This is a genomic window from Hymenobacter lapidiphilus (assembly GCF_013377885.1).
GTDB lineage: Bacteria > Bacteroidota > Bacteroidia > Cytophagales > Hymenobacteraceae > Hymenobacter > Hymenobacter lapidiphilus.
The window spans coordinates 15,163-36,351 of record NZ_JABKAU010000016.1 but is presented as its reverse complement, the minus strand read 5'-3'; the positions used below and the strand labels follow the sequence as shown (position 1 = coordinate 36,351).

15 protein-coding genes are annotated in these 21,189 nt (G+C 61.4%); 7 read left to right on the top strand and 8 right to left on the bottom strand.

Features of this window, described 5'->3' with window-relative positions:
• Positions 1-233: 233 nt before the first annotated feature.
• Positions 234-1,499 (top strand): cation:dicarboxylate symporter family transporter, encoded by a 1,266-nt coding sequence (locus tag HW554_RS10370; protein WP_176908572.1) that lies wholly within the window; start codon positions 234-236, stop codon positions 1,497-1,499.
• A 93-nt stretch (positions 1,500-1,592) separates the two neighbouring features.
• Here the strand turns inward: HW554_RS10370 and HW554_RS10365 are convergent, their stop codons facing one another.
• On the bottom strand, positions 1,593-2,225 hold the full coding sequence (locus HW554_RS10365; protein WP_176908517.1) for a DUF4136 domain-containing protein: 633 nt from the start codon (positions 2,223-2,225) through the stop codon (positions 1,593-1,595).
• A 212-nt stretch (positions 2,226-2,437) separates the two neighbouring features.
• On the opposite strand from HW554_RS10365, the gene HW554_RS10360 reads away from it, so the two are divergent.
• Positions 2,438-2,737, top strand: a complete 300-nt coding sequence (locus HW554_RS10360) for a hypothetical protein (protein WP_176908516.1) — start codon at positions 2,438-2,440, stop codon at positions 2,735-2,737.
• 93 nt (positions 2,738-2,830) lie between these two features.
• Positions 2,831-6,421: a PAS domain S-box protein gene (locus tag HW554_RS10355; protein WP_176908515.1), complete on the top strand. Its 3,591-nt coding sequence runs from the start codon at positions 2,831-2,833 to the stop codon at positions 6,419-6,421.
• A 67-nt stretch (positions 6,422-6,488) separates the two neighbouring features.
• Here the strand turns inward: HW554_RS10355 and HW554_RS10350 are convergent, their stop codons facing one another.
• Both HW554_RS10350 and HW554_RS10345 read right to left on the bottom strand, forming a co-directional pair.
• Positions 6,489-7,214 (bottom strand): LytR/AlgR family response regulator transcription factor, encoded by a 726-nt coding sequence (locus HW554_RS10350; RefSeq protein WP_176908514.1) that lies wholly within the window; start codon positions 7,212-7,214, stop codon positions 6,489-6,491.
• Between the two features lie 165 nt (positions 7,215-7,379).
• Positions 7,380-8,762 (bottom strand): FAD-dependent oxidoreductase, encoded by a 1,383-nt coding sequence (locus HW554_RS10345; protein ID WP_176908513.1) that lies wholly within the window; start codon positions 8,760-8,762, stop codon positions 7,380-7,382.
• A 639-nt stretch (positions 8,763-9,401) separates the two neighbouring features.
• On the opposite strand from HW554_RS10345, the gene HW554_RS10340 reads away from it, so the two are divergent.
• Positions 9,402-12,053, top strand: coding sequence for a TonB-dependent receptor (locus HW554_RS10340; RefSeq protein WP_176908512.1), 2,652 nt, complete (start codon positions 9,402-9,404; stop codon positions 12,051-12,053).
• Between the two features lie 101 nt (positions 12,054-12,154).
• Here the strand turns inward: HW554_RS10340 and HW554_RS10335 are convergent, their stop codons facing one another.
• From HW554_RS10335 to HW554_RS10315, 5 genes are all read right to left on the bottom strand, one after another.
• Positions 12,155-12,748 carry an alpha-ketoglutarate-dependent dioxygenase AlkB family protein gene (locus HW554_RS10335; RefSeq protein WP_176908511.1) on the bottom strand — a complete coding sequence of 198 codons (594 nt, stop codon included), beginning with the start codon at positions 12,746-12,748 and terminating at the stop codon, positions 12,155-12,157.
• A gap of 13 nt (positions 12,749-12,761) precedes the next feature.
• The gene (locus HW554_RS10330; protein WP_176908510.1) at positions 12,762-13,457 is read right to left on the bottom strand and encodes a hypothetical protein; all 696 of its coding nucleotides are present in this window, start codon (positions 13,455-13,457) and stop codon (positions 12,762-12,764) included.
• 109 nt (positions 13,458-13,566) lie between these two features.
• The gene (gene kynU, locus HW554_RS10325; RefSeq protein ID WP_176908509.1) at positions 13,567-14,847 is read right to left on the bottom strand and encodes a kynureninase; all 1,281 of its coding nucleotides are present in this window, start codon (positions 14,845-14,847) and stop codon (positions 13,567-13,569) included.
• A gap of 115 nt (positions 14,848-14,962) precedes the next feature.
• A complete protein-coding gene (locus HW554_RS10320) occupies positions 14,963-15,490 on the bottom strand; it encodes a 3-hydroxyanthranilate 3,4-dioxygenase (protein WP_176908508.1) in 528 nt (175 codons plus the stop codon).
• 100 nt (positions 15,491-15,590) lie between these two features.
• Entirely contained in the window at positions 15,591-16,142 is a 552-nt protein-coding gene (locus HW554_RS10315) for a carbohydrate binding domain-containing protein (protein WP_176908507.1), read from the bottom strand.
• Between the two features lie 238 nt (positions 16,143-16,380).
• Between HW554_RS10315 and HW554_RS10310 the strand changes: the two genes are divergently transcribed.
• The 3 genes from HW554_RS10310 (at position 16,381) to HW554_RS10300 (ending at position 21,178) form a co-directional block, all read left to right on the top strand.
• Positions 16,381-18,675: a hypothetical protein gene (locus tag HW554_RS10310; RefSeq protein WP_176908506.1), complete on the top strand. Its 2,295-nt coding sequence runs from the start codon at positions 16,381-16,383 to the stop codon at positions 18,673-18,675.
• 45 nt (positions 18,676-18,720) lie between these two features.
• The gene (locus tag HW554_RS10305; RefSeq protein ID WP_176908505.1) at positions 18,721-20,325 is read left to right on the top strand and encodes an ArnT family glycosyltransferase; all 1,605 of its coding nucleotides are present in this window, start codon (positions 18,721-18,723) and stop codon (positions 20,323-20,325) included.
• Positions 20,326-20,413: 88 nt separating this feature from the next.
• Positions 20,414-21,178 (top strand): class I SAM-dependent methyltransferase, encoded by a 765-nt coding sequence (locus tag HW554_RS10300; protein ID WP_176908504.1) that lies wholly within the window; start codon positions 20,414-20,416, stop codon positions 21,176-21,178.
• The last annotated feature ends 11 nt before the right edge of the window (positions 21,179-21,189 follow it).

The following is a 21,189-nucleotide window of genomic DNA, read 5'->3' as shown; positions in this document are numbered from 1 at the left end:
AACTGACGGAAGGTGCTTTGAAGCTATCAGAACAGTCAGGCTGAGCTTGTCGAAGCATCTCTACCGAGCCTTGTGCCACGATGAAGCGGTAGAGATGCTTCGGCAAGCTCAGCATACTGCCTTTTTCGTTAAGCGTCCACACGCGCCAAGAGAGTGGCCGGTCGGAATGGTCATAAAGCAGAATCGGACAACTTTGAACTCCTTCTATACGGCCACTGACTTCTGCTATGACCATTCGTAGACTCTCCCGCAACCTCACGTTCTGGGTACTGTTTTCCATTGTGGCCGGAGTGCTGCTTGGCCACTTCCGGCCCGCCGTGGCCGTGCAGATGGAGCCGCTGGGCCGGCACTTCATTGATGTGGTCAAGCTGTTTATCAATCCCATCATCTTCCTCACCATTACGGTGGGCATCAGCTCCATGGGCGACCTTAAAAAGGTGGGGCGCATTGGGGGCAAGGCCCTGCTGTATTTTGAGGTAATAACCACGCTGGCCCTGCTTATTGGTGTGGGCGTGGCGGCCCTGGTACGTCCCGGCGACGGCGTGGCCATGGCTGGCAGCCCGGCGGCGGCCAAAGTAGGCGAGTACACCGAACGGGCTGCCGACTTCTCGTGGAGCCACTTTCTGGCCGACAACCTCACGCTGCAGGTACTGCTGATTGCTATTGTGCTGGGCATACTGCTAAGCCGGTACGCGGGCCGTCAGCCCCTCATCGACCGGCTGAAAATGGCCTCAACTTATGTGTTTAGGGGGCTGCACTGGGTGATGCTGCTGGCCCCGGTCGGCGCATTTGGGGGCATGGCCTTTACCATTGGCAAATATGGCCTGAGTACGCTGCTGCCGCTGGGCAAGCTGATGATAACGGTATATCTGACCATGGCCCTGTTCATTTTTGTCGTGCTGGGGTCCATTATGCGCTACTGCGGGATAAGCCTGTGGGCCTTTCTGCGTTATATCCGGGCCGAGCTGCTTATTGTGTTGGGCACGTCCTCATCGGAGGCCGGTTTGCCGGGGCTCATGGAGAAGTTGGTGGGCATGGGCTGCGCCCGGCCGGTGGTGGGGCTGGTAGTGCCCACCGGCTACTCCTTCAATCTCGATGGCACGACTATTTACCTCTCGCTGGCTACTATTTTCCTGGCTCAGGTATTCCACGTCGAGCTATCGGTAATGCAGCTGCTGACGATGGTGGGCATTCTGATGGTGACAAGCAAGGGCGCGGCCGGCGTAACGGGCAGCGGCTTTGTGGTGCTGGCCAGCACGCTCACCGCGCTTAAGGTTATTCCGGTCGAGGGCCTGGCGCTGCTGCTGGGCGTAGACAGGTTTATGTCGGAGGCCCGCTCCATTACCAACTTCATCGGCAACGGCGTGGCCACCATCTTTCTGGCCCACCATGAAGGTGCCCTCGACCACGCGCAGGCGGCAACCGTGCTGGGTCTGCGCCCCGTTGCGGTTGCCGGCCCGGCGGCAGCGCCGCCACTACTGTCCGAAAAGGTCGTCTGATTTTCCCCCCAAAAGCACTGTGGCACCGCTATTCAAACGCAAAAATCCCCGTCAGATTCGCTGACGGGGATTTTTGCGTTTGAATTAGGCCGCTTACTCGCGGTAGGCCTGCGAGCTGGTAGGCCGGCCATCCTGGGGCGGATAGTTGCCCAGAATGCTGGTGACGATGCGCTGAACCTCGACCTCTGAAATAGTCTGGTTATCGACCTGGGCCTGGCCCTGGCCGCGCCACGCCAGCTCTTTGCGGCTGGCATCCACGAAATCCAGAATGAGCGTGCCGGCTTTATATTCGGTTACGTAGCCCCGGTTGTAGAGGCTGCCATAGCCGTAGCCATACCCGTAATAGGGGTTGCCATAGGGGGCATACGGCGAACCAACGGCTCGCTGCTTGTCCTCGACGCGGGCACTGTAGGCTACGTACACATCGGGCGTGGCCGTGGCCTCTACCATTGTCATGCCTTTGGCGCCGAGCTGCTGCTCCACGGCCGAGCGAATGCGCTTGTCCAGAAACGACTCGTAGCCCTGTGCCGGGCCACCTTCTGTGTCGGTGCGCTGCTGCGGATACCAGGCCCAGGTGCGGTAGGCCCGGAAGTTGACGGAGTGGTCGTAGTCGGAGGTGACGCCCACGCGGGCGGCCGTGGTGCAGCTGGTGGCGCCCAGCAGCAAGCTCAGGCCCAGTACAGAGTAGGCCAATGGGCGGAGCAGAAAGCGGGATATACGATTCATAGAAGAGAAGAAGGCGATGAAAAAACCATCTGCGGGCGCTATTAAGGCCGCGCACCGGTACAGGTAAACAACAGCCCCAGCCACCCAGACGTTCCCGCCAGGCAGTGCGGCCGTGCGGGGTAGGGCAGTAAGATTATAAACGCCCGAAGTTGCCCGGCGACCATAATTGTGGTTATCTTTTGTCGAAAATGTCGTTTCCTGATTTACTACCCATGAAGAAAACTGTACTCTATCTGGGCGCTCTGGCCCTGCTTTCTGCCTCCTGCAGCTCCTCGCGCGACGACTCCCGCTCGCGCCGCCCCGATGCCGCCCCGGTAGCCCATACATCGGTAGTCGAGTGCATTCTCTACGACGGCATGACCAAGACCTCCAAGCAGCTAACGACCCTAGCGGCCGGCAGCGAAGTGCAGGTGATGGATACAGTGAGTGCCTACTTTGTGAAAGTGCGCGTAACGGCGGCCGGAAAAACCGAGTCGGGCTACATGTACCGTACCTGTTTCGGTAAGCGGTAGCAGCAGCAGCAGCCACCGGTCGGCTGCTTTGGCGGCCCGGCCCCGGGGCCGGTTGCAAATCCAATGTATCTTCGGGGGCTGATTATCCGTGCCATGGCTGCTACTCCTGTTTCTGCTCCTACCCCCGAAAGCCTGGCCGCCGAACTGGCCCAGGAACGCCGGCTCCGACAGGTAGCCGAAGGCCAGGTAGCCGGCCTGCGCCGCCACCTGGCCTCCACGCAGCGCACCGTTGGCCGGCTCACCGACAGCATTACGCGCCTGACCCAAAACCTGCGCGTGGCCGTATTGGTGGCCCACCAGAACGGGACAGTTGCGTTGCTTAACCAGGAATTCTGCGACCTGTTTGGCATCAGCGAAGCCCTGCCGCTGGGCCAGCTCGACTGCCCGGTAGAGCCGCTGCTGGAGTCGCTGCAGGCCCACGCTGCTCGGCCCGAGCTGGCCCGCCAGCGCCTCGATACCCTGCGCCAGGCCAACCAACGGGTGCTGGGCCAGGATTTGGAGCTGGCCGACGGCACGGTGCTCGAAATGGATTTTGTGCCCCTCAGCGGCCCCGACGAGCTGGTGGCAGCCGGCTACCTGCTCTCGTTTCGCGACGTAACGCAGGCGCGCCGGGCCGAGCAGTACCTGCACTCGCTCTCGCGCATTCCGGGCCAGGACCCCAACCTGATTTTGCGGCTGCACGCCGATGGCCGGCTGCTGTACAGCAACCCGGCGGCCGAGGCGCTACGCCTCGAATACCTGCAGCCTGAGGCCGAGCCGGCGCTGGCCGGGCAGCTGTACGCGGCCGCCTGCCGGGCCCTCGGCACGCAGGAACTGGTGCAGCTGGAAGTGAACTTCGGACCGCGCTGCTTTCAGCTGGCCATCACGCCCTTCCCCGAAGACCAGTACGCCAACCTCTACCTGACCGACATCACTCCGCTTAAGGAAGCCGAAAAGCGCCTGGCCGAGCAGCAGGAGTTCTACGAAACCGTGCTCAACCAGCTGCCCGCCGATGTGGCCGTGTTTGACGCCCGTCACCGCTACCAGTTCGTTAACCCGGCCGCCATCCGCAACAACGAGCTGCGCCGCTGGATTATCGGGCACGACGATTTTGAGTACGCCACCTACCGCCAGCGCTCCGACAAACAGGCCCGGCACCGCCGCCAGCAGTTCGAGCAGGTAGTGAGCCAGCGCACTACGTTGGCCTGGGAAGAGCACCTGACCGGTCCCGACGGCCCGCGGCTGGCCCTGCGCCACATGGCCCCGGTATTTACGCCGGCCGGCGAACTGCGCATGGTAATTGGCTATGGCATTGATATAACCGACCGCTACAACGCCGAAGAGCTGCTGCGCCAGCGCGAAGCCGAGCTACGCGAAAACCAGGCGTTCATCCGGGCCGTGGTCGATACCACGCCCAGCGCTATCTGGGCCACCGATGGCGGGGCCAATGTGCTGTTCAGCAACCGCACCTTCAATGAACTGCTCGAACTCAGCAGCCACCGCCGCGACCCGGAGCCCGGCAGTATGGCTGCCCGGGAGCTGGAGGAGTTTGTTGCCTCCGATGAGTTTGTGCTGCGCACGGGAGAGGAGGTGGTGCAGGAAAACACCTTTACGCTGCGCAACGGCAAAACCATGTGGCTGCAAACCGTGAAGCGTCCGCTGGTGCGGGCCGATGGCAGCGTGAACGTGCTGGGGGTGAGCACCGACATCACGGAGATGAAAAATGCCCGCCAGACCCTGGAGAAAAGCACCAAGCAGTACCGCGACCTGATGCAGTACTCCCAGGCCCTGATCTGCACCCACGACCTGTCGGGCCGGATTCTGTCGGTGAACCCGGCCGCGGCTCAACTGGTAGGCGCCGCGCCCGAACGGCTGGTAGGCCGCTCGCTGCGCGAAATTCTCGACCAAGGCTTCCATGAGGAACTGGGAAAGTACCTGCTGCTGGCCCACGAGCAGCAGCAGCTGACGGGCCTGCTTACCCTCAGTGGCCCCGACGGCCGGCTCCACCACCTCATTTACGACAACTACCGGGTGGAAGAGCCCGGGGAGGAGCCCTATGTAATTGCCTACGGCCAGGAAATAACCGAGCGCCTGCTGGCCGAAAAGGAGTTGATCAGGGCCAAGGAAGAGGCCGAAAACACGGCCCAGGCCAAGGAGAACTTTCTGGCCAACATGAGCCACGAAATCCGTACGCCCATCAACGGCATTCTGGGCATGGCCGGGCTGCTGGCCAAAACGCCGCTCAACGAAACCCAACAGGAGCATCTCCGGATTCTGCGCAGCTCGGGTCGTCACCTGCTCACCGTCATCAACGACGTGCTCGATGTGGCCAAGATGGAGGCCGGCCAGCTGGAGTTGGAGCGGGTGCCGTTCGATATCTGCCAGTCGGTAAAGGAGGCCGTGCAGACCCTGGCGTACCGGGCCGAGGAAAAGGGGCTTGACTTCCGGATACAGCCCCTTGACCTGGTCCATTCGCTGGTAATAGGCGACCCCGGCCGGCTCAATCAGATCCTGCTCAACCTGCTCAGCAACGCCCTCAAGTTCACGCACCAGGGCAGCGTGGAGCTGGGGGGGCGCCTGCTGCACGAAACCGATAAGGAGCTGGCCCTGGAGTTCTGCGTCCGCGACACCGGCATCGGCATTGCGGCCGACAAGCAGCAAAGCATCTTCGAAAACTTTGCCCAGGCCTACGCCGACATTTCACGGCGCTTTGGGGGCACGGGCCTTGGCCTCACCATCAGCCGGCGGTTGGTAGAACAGCTGGGTGGCCGCATGTGGGTGGAAAGCGCCGAAGGGCAGGGCAGCACATTCTATTTCACGCTCACACTGCCCAAGGCGGCCAGGCTGGCCTCAGCCCCCGCGCCCCGGCCCTTGCCCGACTATAGTCGGCTCCGGGGCCGGCGGGTACTACTCGTCGAAGACCACCCCGTGAACCAGCAACTGGCCCTGCTGATGCTGGAGGACTGGGCCGTGGAAGCACACGTAGCCTCCGACGGCCCCGAGGCTCTGCAGCAGCTCGAAGCCCGCTTGTACGATGTGGTGCTGATGGACATTCAGATGCCTGGTATGAGTGGCCTGGATGTAACCCAGGAGCTGCGCCGAAACCCCGACCCGGCCCGCGCCGAAACACCAATTATTGCCCTTACGGCCAACGTTATGCGTTCCGACGCTGCTGTATATCGCACCGCCGGCCTCGATTATCTGTCGAAACCGTTCGAAGAAGAAGATCTGTTTCATAAGCTTGAAGCCAACCTGCGGCCCGTGGCAGTTGCCGTTCTGGAAATGCAGCCGGCGCTGCCCCTACCTGTAGCCGCAGCCGAGCCGGAGGCAGCGGTACTGCCCGGGGCCGCTTCACCTCTGTTCGACCTCACCCGGCTGCGCCATACGGCCCACGGCAGCAGCATTTTTATGCAGAAAATCATCGGCTCGTTCCGCACGCACACACCGCTGGTGGTAAGCCAACTGCGCGAAGCCGCTGCCGCCGCCGACTGGCCTAGTGTGGGCGCACTGGCTCATAAGCTGCGCCCCTCGTTGCAGCTGCTGGGCATCAGTAGCACCGAGGAGGCCATTGCCCTGCTCGAACCTCTCTCGCGGCCCACCGACAATGCGCTGCCCGACTCCGAGACGCTGCTGAACGCCACTTTTGCGCTGGCCGAAACGCTCACCAGTGCCGTCGAGCAGCTCGGTGCGGTGCGGGTTGAATAAGAGTGGGGCGTAGGGAGTGGGCCGATCATACCGGCCCACTCCCTACGCCCCATGTACTTTGCTCAATTTATATCCGGTTCAGCTTGCCGAAAAAGGCCTCCTGGTAGGATTTGCCGATGGGTACGTGCTGGCCACCTGGTACCACGGCCGCACCATCTTCGATAGCCTCGATGCGCTTTAGGTTGAGAATGTAGGAGCGGTGTACGCGTACGAAATGCTCGAAGGGCAGGCGCGCATCCAGCGACTTCATGGTGGTGTACACAATGTACTTCTGCTTCTCGGTAACGATGACCACATAATCCGACAGGGCCTCAATGTACAGCACGTCGTCGAAGTTGATGCGCACCATTTTACTGTTCACTTTCACGAACAGGTCGTTATCGGGAGCGGCTAAGGGTGGGGCCGGTACCGCAGCGGCGGCCGGCGTTTCGTGTTGCAGCAGGGCCCGTTGCACCGCCCGGCTGAAGCGGGCATAATCGAAGGGCTTTACCAGGTAATCGGTTACGCGCAGATCGAAGGCATCAACGGCAAAGTCTTCGTGGGCCGTAGTGAGAATGACGATGGGCGGGTCGGGCAGAATGCGCAGCAGGTCGAGGCCGTTGAGCTGGGGCATCTGCACATCCAGAAACAGCACATCTACGCGGTTGCCGGCCCGGAAGTAGTTCAGGCCCTGCAGCGCGTCGTCCATCGACTCAACCAGTTGCAGGGAGCTGGTGAGCGAAATATAGTGTTCCAGCGTCAGCCGGTTTATTTCTTCATCATCGATAATCGCACAGGTGAGGATAGTAGGCATGGTAGCGTAGGAATAAGGGTGAAGAAAGCCGGACTGCCGCCGCCAATTCGCGCCATCGGAGCTGCTCCTTAGAGGGAGCGACTTATCTGGGGGCGCAGCGTAGTAGTGAGCTGGCTAAGCTAACCTTTTTGGATTAATCGGCCAAGCCAGACCATGCCAGTGGCGTTAGCTACGGCGGGCCATTTCGGCGGCTACCAATGCCTGCACCTCGGGCCGCTCATAATCGGCCTCGGACTGGATGTGCGGCATCAGTCGCTGCATTACCTGTTCCTGTGCCTGCCCGTTGGCCAAGGCCTCGGCATAGGGCAGCTGCGAAAACGTAACCTGCGAGTAGAGGGGCTGCCATTGCGCCGGGTACTGAGCAGCTAATTTGCCCTCAATCTTTTTCTGGAGCAGGAAGCGCGGGTCGGCCACCCGGTCGCGCATTTCATAGAAATTGTACACGGCCAGGTCGGCCATGGCATCGGTATTGGGCTTGCGCATGGCTTCAAACCGGCGCATAATGTTTGTCCAGTCGGAGCCGTGTTCCTCCAGCAGCTCAGCCAGCACGGCGCAGTCTTCGAAGCCCGAGTTCATGCCCTGACCGTAGAAGGGCACAATGGCGTGCGAGGCATCACCGAGCAGTAGCACGTCGTCGTTGTAGCTCCACGGAAAGCAGCGTACGGTAACAAGCGAGCTGGTGGGGTTGGCGAAGAACTCCGTTTCCAGGTCCGGCATCAGCGGCAGCGCGTCGGCGAAATGCTCGGCAAAAAAGGTGCGTACCTGGGCCGGGGTCTGCAGGGCCGCAAACGAGTTGGCCCCCTCGTAAGGGAAAAACAGGGTGCAGTTGAACGAGCCGTCGAGGTTGGGCAGCGCAATCATCATGTACTGGCCCCGGGGCCAGATATGCAGCGCGTGCTTCTCGATGGGCCAGCTGCCGTCGGGCCCCGCCGCAATGCTGAGCTCCTTGTAGCCGTAATCGAGGTACTGCTGCGAGTAGTTGAACCGGTCGGTGCGCTGCATGGCCCCGCGCACGGCCGAGTAAGCCCCATCAGATCCGAACAGGCGCTGATAGGGCTGGGTGCGGGTCTGGCCGGTGGTTTCGTCGCGCATTTCCAGTTGGCTCCGGCGTAGGTCTACCCGCTGGCAATGCTGCTCAAACTGCACCCGAATACCCGGCTGTTGTTCTACCAGGTCCAGCATCCGCCGGTTCAGGCCCGCCCGCGACACCGAGTAGATGGCCTGTCCATCCTGCCCGTACTTCTGAAACGTGAGCTGTCCATCTACGCCGTGCATCATGCGGCCGCGCATGGCAATGGCCACTTCGCGCACCTCCTCGGCAATGCCAACGCCCTCCAGGGCCCGCCAGCCCCGGTCGGAGAGGGCCAGGTTGATGGAGCGGGCCTCTACTTTGGCCTCGCCCCGGATGTCGGGCCGGCGCTCAAATACTTCTACCGAGTGGCCATGCCGGGCCAGATACAGTGCCAGCAAACAGCCCACCAGCCCCGCGCCCATTACAGTGAGGGTTTCGGCCGGTAGTTGCGGGTTGGCAGGGGAAGAAGGAAGCATGAGCAAAAGGGTAGGCAGGAAAAGCGGAACAAGGCCCCGAAGGTACTCTATTGCGCTGGTATAGGGGCGCAAAGCACTAAATACTCGGGACGTTGGTCGAGTAATTTTGAGTGTTGAGCGACAAAGTTCCCCGGCGGGGCTTTTTTCTAAATCCGCTCACCTGATACCCACCGTACTTTGCATTATAAATAGAAGTAGTTGAATACACACTGCACTCCGATGATACCTGCTCCCACTTTAGTTTTATGCGAAATTCAGCCGAAATACGCTCGTCATCGTCGGGCCCGGCAGCGGCAGCGTTTAGTGCGGCTCGCGTTTGTCTGCAATCTGACGCGGCAGCCGGCTCGGGAGCGGCTGCTGGCTGCCCCGAAAGACATTGGTAAGACGGTACGTATCGGCTATTACGTAGTGGGAGCCGAGGATTGCCTGTGGCTGTACGGGCCAACCGATGTGTGCTACTAGCTTTGGGCCTGTCATATTCTTTCCGCATAAAAAAAACGCATATAAATACCAATTCGCAGAGCTCAACCTTGTCGCAATCAATTACTTATAGGTAGGTTATTCGGCACGCCTACTATATATTTGCAGCCCCTTCTGGCAGAAGGGGCTTTTTTGTGTCTTTTCACTTTCTCTTTTTATATGCAAAAACCTTACTATTTACTGCTTTTGTTGCTACTCCTGATGGGGCAAAGCCTGACCAGCTGGGCCCAGGAAGCAGTACCCGTAACCGGGTCGGTGTTAACGGATGCCGGACAGCCGCTGCCCGGAGCAACTATCTTTATCAAGGGTACCTTTATCGGTACGAGTACCAGCCGCGACGGTGGCTTTGAGCTGCGTACCGATTTTAGCAACGGTCCGGTAGTGCTGAGTGTGTCGTTTGTGGGCTACGTAACCCAGGAGTTGACGCTGAGCAAGCCCGACAACGGTATCAAGGTGACGCTCAAGCCCAACCCCATTCAGGCGGCGGAAGTAATTGCTTCGGCTTCGCGGAAAGAGGAAAACATTCTGCAGGCTCCCGTAACGGTGGAAAAGGTGACCTCGGAGCAGGTATTGCGCCTGCCTCCGCCCGATGTACAGGTAGGCCTGAACCAGTTCAAAGGCATTGACGTGAACGGCACGAGCATGCTGATGAACTCGCTCAGCACCCGGGGCTTCAACTCGCCCAAATCGGAGCGCCTGATTCAGCTGACTGACTATTTCGACACCCAGTCGCCGTCGCTCAACATCAACTCGGGCAACCTCCAGGGCATGCCCGAAATCGACACGGAAAGCATCGAAATCATCCACGGTCCGGCTTCGGCCCTGTACGGTGCCAACGCCTTCAACGGCGTACTGATCCAGAACTCGAAAGACCCCTTCGTAACTGAAGGCCTGACGCTGCGGGTACGCGGCGGCGGGCGTGAGCTTTTCGATGGCCAGCTGCGCTACGCCAAGCGTATCGGCCAGAAGTTCGCCTTCAAGGTTACGGGCGCCTATCTGACGGCCGACGACTGGCTGGCCAATAACTACTCGGCTACCGACCGGCGGGTAGAAAACCGCAACAATGACCAAGGCTCGACGCTGGGGTACGATGCGGTGAACAACTACGGCGACGTGGCCTTCCGGGTGCCGGATAGCTATCCGATTGCCGATTTGCGCGGTAAAACGCTGTTCATGCCTGGTTTTGCCGAGCAAACCCTGGTAGGAACCGACGAGCGGGCCAAGTCACTGAAAGTGCAGCCGTCGTTTTCGTACCTGCTTACCAATACCATTAAAGTAACCGTAGGCGGCAGCTACAGCCGCGGCACGGCCAGCTACCAGAGCTCCAGCCGTTACCGGTTCAAGGACTTCGGTACCAACCAGTACCACGGCGAAATAAAGGGTAGCCGCTGGTTCGTGCGCGGTCAGTCGGTGCAGGATTTCGGGGGCAACTCCTACGATCTGAACCTGCTGGGTTCGTTTATCCAGAACTCGCCCATTGCTACCGGCAGTGGTACCACGTATGCCCAGCGCTATTTTGGTGCCTATCTGAACGAGTATGCTACTTCGCGTGGCAAGGGCCAGACCAATGAGCAGGCCCAGCAGACGGCTTTTTCGCTGGTGAACGGGGGCGCTTTCCAGCTCGACCCTAACTCGGCCGAATTCCGCAACCTGCGCAGCCAGATCATCAGCGACGCAACGCCCGGCCGCGGAGCGCGGCTCAATCCCAGCTCGCTGCTCAACGAAGGCAACGCACAGTACAACTTCCGGCTGGCCGAAACGGCCGACCTGATTGTGGGCGCAGCCTACCGCAAATTCCGTCTGGGCTCCAACGGCAACCTGTTCAGCGACATTGAAGACCGGATTCAAAACAGCGAATTTGGTGGCTACGCCCAGTTTACCAAGAAGCTGCTCGACGAGCGGTTGAATGTGGCGTTGGCTGGTCGGGTCGATGCTTTCAAGAACTTCGATCCGGCTTTCTCGCCCCGGGCTTCGGTGGTATATTCGGCAGGGGCTACGCGCCAGCATAACTTCCGGGCCAGCTTCGGCCGCGCCTTCCGCTCGCCCACGCAGCTCGACCAGTACATTCGGCTCGATGTGGGGCAGCTGCTGCTGTTGGGCAACGTGGACAATGGTTTCCAGGGCTACAGCCTGACCCGAGTGGGCGCTGCCGGACCATTGGCTATTGACGTTGCCTCGCTGAAGCTCGAGCGCCTGAGCACCTACGAAGTAGGCTACAAAGGAGCCATTAGCGACAAGCTGGCCGTAGACGTGAACTACTACCGCAACTCCTACAACGACTTCATCGGGGCCCAGCGCTTCAACGGCAACCCCGATGGCAGCCGCCCGGCCTCGTTTGGGGCAGCAGGCAGCCGCATCCTGCAGGTGTGGACCAATGCCAACCAGGAAGTGAACACCCAGGGCGCAGCCCTGGGCCTGACCTACGCTTTCGCGCCCGCCCTGAAGCTGGCCGCCAACTACACGCTGAACGTGCAGGACGGTACCGACGGACAGGACGCTGACTTCCAGACCTATTTCAATACGCCCAAGCATAAGTACAATGTAGGCGCCAGCGGCACCGTCATCAGCAACCTGAGCTACGCCCTCAACTACCGCTGGGCGCAGGGCCACGAGTACGGCACCCCCTTCGCAGTGGGCCAGCTCGCCGACTACAGCGTAACCGATGCCTACCTGGGCTACAACTTCGCCAAAATGGGGCTCACGCTCCAGGGTGGTGGTTCCAATATCTTCAATGCCAATAACATTCAGGTGTATGGCGGCCCGCAGATTGGCCGCCTGCTGTACCTGGGACTGCAGCTGGACGTGAAGTAAGAAGCAGGCAACCGCTATGTAAACGCCCCCGCAACAATTGTTGCGGGGGCGTTTTTTATTGTGAGAAGAGACGGATTACCGCATTGCCCGGCCACTGCCCGTTAGCGGCCCATTACCAGCCGGAACGTGAGATTTAGGCGCGGGCCAACGGGGCGGGCTGTTTTGGGCAGTGCGTGCAGCCAGTTTTGCTGGGTGGTGCCGCGCATCAACAGCAGGGTACCGGCAGTAAGGGGCAGGCTAAGCGCTTGAGCCGGTACGCCGGGGCGGGGCTTTAGGCGGAAGGTGCGGGTGGCGCCCAGCGTGAGGGAGGCAATAACGGGCGCGGGTCCCAGCTCAGGCTCGTTGTCGGCGTGGTACCCCATGCTATCCTGGCCCGAGCGGTAGAGGTTGAGCAGCACACTATTGAAGCGGGTTCCGGCCGCTTCCTCTACCCGCGCCCGCAGCCGCTGCAGGGTCGGCAGCCACGGCAGCGGCTCCAGGCGCAGGCCCGAATAGGTGTAGGTGGCCTCGGGGGTACCGTACCAGGCCGTCAGGCGGGGCTGCATCACATCTTTGCCAAACAGCCGGATGGGCTGCTGCTGCCAGGCTACGGTGGCCGTTAGCCCGGCCAGCAGAGCTGCTGCCTCGGCCGGGTCCAGAAAAGCGGGGTCGAGCAGCACTTCGGCAGCGGGCAGGGGCAGCAGCGTCAGGGCCATGTTGGGGTCGAGTCTATAGCGTGCCGGGCATTCCGGCGGGTATAGCGCCCTGCATCTGGGCAAACAGGTAGTACAGCACCAGCAGCAACAGTCCGCAGACAAGCAGCGGAGCCACCCAGGAACGGCTACGGTAAGGCTGCCGCCCGATGTAGCGGGGCCAAAAAAACAGGTTGTACACCAGAATAGCCGGCAGGTTAAAGAACGAGCCCATCCAGTTTACTTGCTCGCCGTACAGGCTTTTCAGCCATAGCACCAGGTAGCCGCCGCCAAACACATAGGCCACTACAAAAGCAATTACGAGCAGGGCTGCGCGCTTGCGCTGCAGGGCCCGCAGGTTCAGTACCAGCATCACGCCCCCGGCAATCATGCTGAACAGCACCGAGAAAATGGTAATAGCACCCAACGAAAACAGCTTGGGCCCGGTGGCTTCGGCGGCCTCGGGCGGGGCTTCGCCCCGCGATATGCGGCGGGCCTGGGCCTGTTCGGCGGCCTCGGCGCGTACCTCAGCTTCGCGGCGCTCCGTGTGTTCCTGGCCAGCGCGTAGTTCGGTCGTCAGGGCCTCGGCGTTGGGCGCGGGCTGGCCGCGCCGCTCCAGCTCCGCCAGGGCGGCCAGCACGGCCTCCTCGCGGTACTGGTAGCGCTGCTCCACGTACTCGTGCAGCTCGGCCACCGTTTTACGACCCATTTTCGCCAGGAAATCCTCTGCCATGTTGTAGTACCTAGTTGTTAGTTGTCGGTTGTTGGTTGTCAGGTGTTGATGGTGCGCAGTCTGGTATATACCTAACTAAAATGACAACCAACAACTGAGTACTAACAGCTTATTTCGCCCATTCGGTAAGCACCTCGCCTACCCGGAAAACATCCTCGAAGGTGTTGTAGAGCGGAGTAGGAGCCAGCCGGATGACGTTGGGCTCGCGCCAGTCGCCGATAACGCCCACGGCCATCAGGTGCTCAAACAGGTCGCGCCCGCCCTGGTGTACCAGCAACGAAAGCTGGCAGCCGCGCTGGGCGGGGTCCTGGGGCGTGATAATTTCGAGCCGGTCGGCACCCAGACCCAGGCGCCGGATGAAAAACTCCAGGTAGCCCGTCAGCAGCTCGCTTTTGCGGCGCAGCGCGGTCATGCCACCCGCCTCGTCGTGGATTTTGAGGGCGGCCTCGTGCACGGCCAGCGACAGAATGGTACCGTTGGACAGCTGCCAGCCGGCCGCGCCATGCATGGGCTTGAAGCCCTTTTTCATCTGGAAGCGCTCCTTCTCATCGTGGCCCCACCAGCCGGCCAGGCGCAGCAGCTCGGGCTGGTCGGCAAACCGCTCGTGTACGTAGGCCCCGGCTACCCCGCCAGGGCCCGAGTTGAGGTATTTGTAGGAGCACCAGCAGGCAAAGTCCACGTCCCAGTCGTGCAGTTGCAGGGGCACGTTGCCGGCCGCGTGGGCCAGGTCGAAGCCCACCATGGCCCCCACGGCGTGCCCGGCGCGGGTAATGGCTTCCATGTCGAACACCTGGCCGGTGTAGTAGTTGATGCCACCCATGATGATGGTGCAGAGCGAATCGCCCAGCTCCGCAATCTTGGCCTCAATGTCTTCGGTGCGCAGCGTGTGCTCGCCGGCGCGGGGTTGCAGCTCCACAATGGCATCGTCGGGCGCGAAGCCGCGCAGCTTCACCTGGGTTTCCAGCGCGTACTGATCGGAGGGGAAGGCGCCGCCCTCCATAAGCACCTTGTAGCGGGTGGCGGTGGGCTGGTAGAAGCTGATGAGCAGCAGGTGCAGGTTGGTGCTCAGGTTGTTCATCACCACTACCTCCTGGGGCTTGGCACCCACAATGCGGGCCGAGGGGCCCTGTAGCCGCTCGTGGAAGGGCAGCCAAGGCGAATCGCCCTTGAAGTGACCTTCTACGGCCAGGTTCTGCCAGTTTTCAAACTGCACTTCGGCGGCGGCACGAGCCGTGCGCGGCTGCAGGCCCAGCGAGTTGCCGCAGAAATACAGGCACTCGCCCTGCCCGTCGGGGCCGGGCGGAATCAGGAATTGTTGGCGGAAGTCGCGCAACGGGTCCTGGGCGTCGAGTTGGCGGGCGAAAGCGAGGGTGGGTTCAAACGTCGTCATCAAGGCAAAGATACCACCCTTTCGCCCCGCCCGCCTAGCCGCCCGCCCGCAGGATTATGGCATACTGCGGCTACCGGTTTTACGCGGGTGCGGCAAGCCGGCCAGGGCGTACGGACTACGGCGCGGTAGCCGGCGCTTCCATATAGGTTCCGCACACGGTGCAGGTACGCAGGGCATTGGAGGCCCAGAAACGGTCCATGATGGGCGGCAGCTGGGCCACGATGTCGGTGATTTCGACGTACTCTTCGTGGAGCTTGTGGCCGCAGTTTTCGCAGTGCCACTGGAAGCCGTCGAGCTCTCCGGCCGTGCGGTAGCGCTCCAGCACCAGGCCCACCGAGCCAGCCGGCCGCCGGGGCGAGTGGGGCACGCCGCCGGGCAGCAGGAACATGCTGCCGGCTTTTATCTCGATGTCCACCGGCTGGCCGTCTTCGATAATCTTCACCACCATATCGCCTTCCAACTGCAGAAACAGCTCTTCGCCCTCGTCCACGTGGTAGTCTTTGCGGGCGTTGGGGCCGCCCACTACCATCACAATAAAGTCTTTGTTGTCCTTGAACACCTGCTGATTGCCTACGGGCGGCTTCAGCAGGTGGCGGTGGTCGTCGATCCACTGCTGAAAATTGAACGGGCGGGCGACGGGCATGAGTAGGGGGAATAAGAAATGGAGGACGATAAGGCTGGCTAAATCCGCAGTAGCCGATTAGCGTTGAGAAAAGCCGCCAGCCAATGGCTCACCCCACCCCTTACTCGCCGCGGGCGATTATGATGTCGTCTAGGAAAACCGGAGCCGAGGCTCCACCCCGCCACATATATACGCGCAGCTCATAGGTGGGCTCAATAGTTTCGGGCAGAATGAAGGTCCTCTTCACTTCTACCCACTTATTAACGGCCTTTACCTCCTTGCCGATGTCGAGCGCCTCCCAAAAAATGCGTTGCGTATCGTCGGCCGGGTTACGCACTTCCACTACCAGGCTGGCAGTTGCGTCTTTGTCCATAATCATGGCCCAAGCACTTACATCCAGCTTTTTCAGACGGGTCGCGCTGACCTTGGCCAATGGGGAAATGTAGCCCAACGCGTATTCTACGCCGTTATCAACTTTGATCGAATAGCGGCCAGAATGGGCCTTGACCGTCGTTAACGAAGGCGCGGCAGGAATCCAACCTTCCAGCGCCTCAAAATCATTGCGCGCGATAACGTTCTCCCCGTATGTCGTGGTGTCTGAGTTCGAGCAGCCAGCCAGCAGGCTCGTGGCGGCGGCAGTCAAGAGGAGAGTGAAGAAGGGCAATAGGCGCATGGCAGGCCAAAAAATGGAGGTGAGAAGAAAGCGCCGCGAAGATAGAAAAGGTAAATTGCCGGTCCTAAGCAGATCTTCTCAGTTTGCTGCCTCGGCCAGCCCCTGCTGAGTACGGCCGCAATGGCGGCGCGGGTCTGGCCGGGGTCTGGCCCAGACCCGCTAATTTTACCCGCTTCCATCTTGCTTTTCAGCGTTGAGCCGGCCTACCAGACTCCGGTTTTCACAGCTATCCTCGTCTATGCTTTTCAATCTACTAACGCGCTCTGCCTGGGGTGGTATCTGCGTGCTGCTGCTGACGCTGGCTGCAATGGCCCTGGCTTTTGGGCCGGCTATGCTGCATCCAGGAAACTACTTCTTCCAGCCTGGCGGCGACGGTATTCAGAGCTATTTCGCTACGGCCTACTACGCGCTTTACAACGGCGGGCAGCACTTCTCGGGTATGAACTATCCGGTGGGCGAAAACTTCAACTACCCCAACCTGCAGCCGCTCATTGCCTGGGGCATCCATCTGGCCGAGCGCCTGGGCTTGCCGGCGGGCGTTAATACTATTACCATTACCAACATAGCGGCGCTGGCCGGGCTGGCCCTCACGCCTCCCATCATATACGCCATTCTGCGCCGTTTCGGGCTGCCGGTGGGCTACGCCGTGCTCATGGGCCTGCTCATCGGGTTTCTGGCCCCCCAGGTACAGCGCCTCGGCGACCATATGTCGCTAAGCTATGCCTGTTTCGTGCCTCTGCTCTGGTACTGCATCATCCGAATGCAGGAGCAGCCCCGGCGGGCCCGCTGGTATGTGCTGTTTGGTACGCTGGCCACGCTCATGGGCCTTATCATGCTGTACTTTTTGGCCTGCGGCTGCATTTTGCTGCTGTTGCACGCGCTGGTGCTGGCTTTGCGCCGCCCCCGCGACTGGGGCCTCATCTGGCGCATGGCGGTGGCGGCCCTGGTGCCACTGGTGCTTACCCGCGGCTGGCTCTGGCTCACCGACCCGGCAACCGACCGTCCCCCCAACCCCTACGGCCTGCTGATATACGTTTCGAACCTGCAAGGCGTGTTTACACCGGGCATAGGGCCGGGCCAGCAGTTCGTGCAGCAGCTCACCGGCTACGACGCTCCGGCCTACGAGGCTATGGCCTACGTGGGTCTGATAACCGGGCTGGTGCTATTGAGCGTGGGTGTGCTGGTGCTGGTCCGGCTGCTGCGGCGCTCTTCGGGAGGGCTGTTGCCAACGGGTATGCCGGCCCCACTGGCGGTGGGGCTGGGGGCCGGTACGCTGCTGCTACTCGTCTCATTTGGCTGGCCCATGGTTTTTCCAGGCATGGAGTGGATGGTGGATTACCTGGGACCTTTGAAGCAGTTTAGGGCCCTGGGCCGCTTTGCCTGGCCGTTCTATTACACGGCTACGACCTTCGCGGCTTGGTGTCTGTGGCAGCTCTGGGAGGGGCAGCGGCAACGGGGCCAATCGGTGCTGCAGCGCCTGTGGCTGCCACTGGCGCTGCTGTTCTGGGCCGCCGAAGCTTGGACCAACGTGGGCACCAAAGCCGCGCAGGTGCTGCAAGGCAAGGGGGCCGAAGATTTTTTCAATGAGAATGAGGGGCTGACGGGCCGCCTGAGTTGGGCCAACCGCCATCCTGGCGACTTCCAGGCCATTCTGCCGCTGCCCTACTTCAATAAGGGAAGCGACCGAATTGATCTCGATGGCTCGGGTGACGCCATGTTTCAGGCCCACCGGCTGGCCGTAACCACCGGCCTGCCCGAGCTGTCGAGCTACGTGTCGCGGCCCTCCATCACGCAGGTGCTGCGCCACGTGCAGCTGCTCAGCAGCCCACTCATTCGCAAGCCGCTCATCCAGTCATTTCCTTCGCGCAAACCCATTTTGCTGGTCGTTACGTCGCCCTGGCTTTCGTCGGCCGAGCAGCGCCTGGTGCAGCTAAGCCATCTGCTGGTCGATGCGCCCGAGGGCCGGCTCTACGAGTTGTCGCTCGACAGCCTGGAACGGACTACTGTAGCAGCGGAAAAGCAACGCTTTACCCGCCTCTGGCCTACGCTTGCTCCCCGCCCCAACGGGTTGCGGGCTACCACTGCCAAGGGCGTGCTGTACCAGCCATTCAGCCAGGCCACCGACGGCCGGGGGCGCCTGGCTCCGGGCGCTTTCCACGAGCCCCGCGCCGTGTTCAGTATCCTCTACGACGGCCCTTTGCCTGCTCCGGCCGATACGGGTCGCTACGAAGTCAGTGTGTGGATAAACGCGCAAACCGCTTACGGTATGGGCAACCTGCAGGTGAAGCAGTACGCGGGCACGAACCAGGTCGACCACCAGGTGGCTGATGGCCGGGCAGTGAAAGAAGTGCAAGGCGAATGGGCCCGGCTGGTAGCGCCCATTCGGGTGGGGCCCGGCGTTACGCGGCTCGAAGTGCTCTACGACAGCAAAGACCTGTTGGCCGACGACCTGCTCATCCGCCCGGCCGACACCGACGTGTACTGGCAGTTGCCCGATAAAACGACGGTTCTTAACGGCTATCCGCTCCGGTAGCGGCCCGACCCGCTGCTTTATTTTACTCTACCCAGTTTCTATCGCATGAAATCAACTCTTTCCACCTCCCCGACTGGCGTGTCCCCACAAGCCCAGGGCACCGGCCATTTGCTGGCTGGGGTGCGTCGGACAGTTTGGGCTTGGGTCCGGCAACCCGAAAATGCATTGTTTCTGCTGGCGATGGGCCTGGCGGGCCTGCTGCTGCTTTTTGAGTTAGGTCGCAACCCCATTCAGCTCTGGGATGAGTCACGGGTGGCCGTTAATTCGGCCGAAATGGATCAGTCGGGTAACTGGCTGGTAACGCGGTTCGAGGGCAAGCCTGACTCCTGGAACACCAAGCCCCCGCTGCTGATTTGGCTGCAAGTGCTTAGTCTGCGGCTGCTGGGCTATTCTGAGTGGGCTATTCGGTTGCCTACCGCTCTGGCTACCCTGGGCACGGTGGCGCTGGTGTACTGGTTTGCGGCCCGCACGCTCCGGCAGCCCCTAGCGGGCCTAGTGGCGGCCCTGGTACTGGCAACCAGCGCGGGTTACCTGCGCCTACACGTGGCCCGTACCGGCGACTACGACGCGCTGCTGGTGTTCTGGCAAGTACTGCTGCTGACCTCATTCTACCGCTGCCTTGAGCGCCGGCAAGTCCGGCAGCTGTACTGGGTGGCACTGGCCATCACGGCCGGCGTGTTCACGAAAAGTGTGGCGGGCCTGCTGGGGCTACCGTCGCTACTGCTCTATGCCCTGCTGCGGGGCCGTCTGGGGTGGCTGCTGCGCCAGCCGCTGCTGTACGGGCTGGCCCTGCTGGCGGTGGCCAGCATCGCGGGCTTCGTATTGCTGCGCGAACAGGCGGCCCCCGGCTACTGGCAAGCCGTGCTGTTCAACGATTTGGCCGGCCGGTTCCTGGGGGCCGCTCCCGCCGACCCAGCCACTTACAACGACTTTATCAACCTGCAGGCTCCCTGGGATGCCTACCTGACAAGTATGTGGAAGGCTAATTTTCAGCCCTGGATTTACCTGTTGCCACCCGCCCTGCTACTCATCGGGCTGAGCCGGCAAGCAGCCCTGCGCTGGGTAGGGCTGCTGCTCACGCTTTTTGCCATTATCTGGCTTACGATCATCAGTTTTTCTACTGCCAAACTGGAATGGTACGATGCCCCCATTTACCCGGCGCTGGCCCTGCTGGTGGGTCTTGGGCTGGTGTTGGGCCTGCGAATGGCCATCCGGTACCTGCCGCTCGGGTCCGGGCCAGCCGGGTTGCTGGCTACCGGGGCCGTGCTGCTGCTGGGTGCTCTACCGTATAAGGCCACGCTGGAGGGCCTGATTGCCGAGCGCCACAACGCGGCCCGGCTAACCCCCGATGCCCGGCTGGGAGCCTACCTGCACGAGCTATATCGCGACCAACCGCAGTATCAGCAATTAATGTTGCTCTACGAAGGTGGCTACAATGCCTCGCTCAACTGGTACCGCTACGCCTATGGGCAGCGCAACGTGCGCCTGGAGTCGCGGCCTATTGCGGCCGTCCGGAGCCTGGTCCCCGAAACGGTAGTTGTTTTCTCGGACCCGCTGTACAGGGCCCGCCTGGATTCCGCGTTCCAGACCACGCTGCTGCACGAGGGCGAGTATGGCCAGACCGTGCTGTTACTCCCATCCCGGCCCTAAACAACAGCCTGCAGCCCCGATTGCGGGCTATTAGCCAGCCCTGGTTTAGCCATTAAGGTTACCGTTATTTATAGTAGTTTTGTGCACTATGGATCTGCGATACGAGGATAAATACCATCAATTAGAAGAACAGCACTGGTGGTTTGCCAGCCGGCGCGACGCGGTATATGACCTCATAAAGAGCTTGCAACTTCCCTCTACGGCGGCTATTTTGGAAATCGGCTGCTCGGGCGGCCCGCTCATGCAGCGTCTGCGGGCGGCCGGCTACACCGACGTTACGGGCATCGACGTGAGCGAAGTGGCCGTGGCGCTGGCCCAAACGCGTGGCATTCCACATACCAGCGTGATGGACGGGGCCGCCCTCACGTTTGCTGATGCCCGCTTCGACCTGGTGGTTGCCTCCGACGTGCTGGAGCACATCGAAAGCGAAGGTACTGCCCTGCACGAATGGAGCCGGGTGCTCAAGCCCGAAGGGCGGCTGATTGTCTTTGTGCCGGCACACGCCTACCTCTGGAGCCAGCACGATGTGGTCAATCATCATTTCAGGCGTTATTCGCGGCAGGGCCTGGTGGCCGCCATGAAGCACGCCGGCTTCCAGGTGCAGCGCAGCTCGTTCTGGAACGCGGCCCTGTATTTTCCTACAGCCGCCCTGCGCCTGGGCCGGCGGCTAACGGCTGCCGGGACGGTTGGAGCGGCCAGCCTGCCTGAAGGTACCGGCGACCTGCACTATCTGCCCCGGCCCCTCAACGCGCTGCTCACTAACTGGGTGAAATTCGAAAACCGTCTGTTGCGCCACCTCAATCTGCCGGTTGGGGTGAGTGTGTTCGCGCTGGCTTGCAAGCCCGGCCCCTAGCTGCTTCGTCT

What these genes read in the sequence shown, in the direction of transcription:
- HW554_RS10365 (WP_176908517.1), bottom strand. Translation starts at nt 2,225, where the DNA reads ATGAATCGTATATCCCGCTTTCTGCTCCGCCCATTGGCCTACTCTGTA.
- HW554_RS10360 (WP_176908516.1), top strand. Translation starts at nt 2,438, where the DNA reads ATGAAGAAAACTGTACTCTATCTGGGCGCTCTGGCCCTGCTTTCTGCC.
- HW554_RS10355 (WP_176908515.1), top strand. Translation starts at nt 2,831, where the DNA reads ATGGCTGCTACTCCTGTTTCTGCTCCTACCCCCGAAAGCCTGGCCGCC.
- HW554_RS10350 (WP_176908514.1), bottom strand. Translation starts at nt 7,214, where the DNA reads ATGCCTACTATCCTCACCTGTGCGATTATCGATGATGAAGAAATAAAC.
- HW554_RS10345 (WP_176908513.1), bottom strand. Translation starts at nt 8,762, where the DNA reads ATGCTTCCTTCTTCCCCTGCCAACCCGCAACTACCGGCCGAAACCCTC.
- HW554_RS10340 (WP_176908512.1), top strand. Translation starts at nt 9,402, where the DNA reads ATGCAAAAACCTTACTATTTACTGCTTTTGTTGCTACTCCTGATGGGG.
- HW554_RS10335 (WP_176908511.1), bottom strand. Translation starts at nt 12,748, where the DNA reads ATGGCCCTGACGCTGCTGCCCCTGCCCGCTGCCGAAGTGCTGCTCGAC.
- HW554_RS10330 (WP_176908510.1), bottom strand. Translation starts at nt 13,457, where the DNA reads ATGGCAGAGGATTTCCTGGCGAAAATGGGTCGTAAAACGGTGGCCGAG.
- kynU (WP_176908509.1), bottom strand. Translation starts at nt 14,847, where the DNA reads ATGACGACGTTTGAACCCACCCTCGCTTTCGCCCGCCAACTCGACGCC.
- HW554_RS10320 (WP_176908508.1), bottom strand. Translation starts at nt 15,490, where the DNA reads ATGCCCGTCGCCCGCCCGTTCAATTTTCAGCAGTGGATCGACGACCAC.
- HW554_RS10315 (WP_176908507.1), bottom strand. Translation starts at nt 16,142, where the DNA reads ATGCGCCTATTGCCCTTCTTCACTCTCCTCTTGACTGCCGCCGCCACG.
- HW554_RS10310 (WP_176908506.1), top strand. Translation starts at nt 16,381, where the DNA reads ATGCTTTTCAATCTACTAACGCGCTCTGCCTGGGGTGGTATCTGCGTG.
- HW554_RS10305 (WP_176908505.1), top strand. Translation starts at nt 18,721, where the DNA reads ATGAAATCAACTCTTTCCACCTCCCCGACTGGCGTGTCCCCACAAGCC.
- HW554_RS10300 (WP_176908504.1), top strand. Translation starts at nt 20,414, where the DNA reads ATGGATCTGCGATACGAGGATAAATACCATCAATTAGAAGAACAGCAC.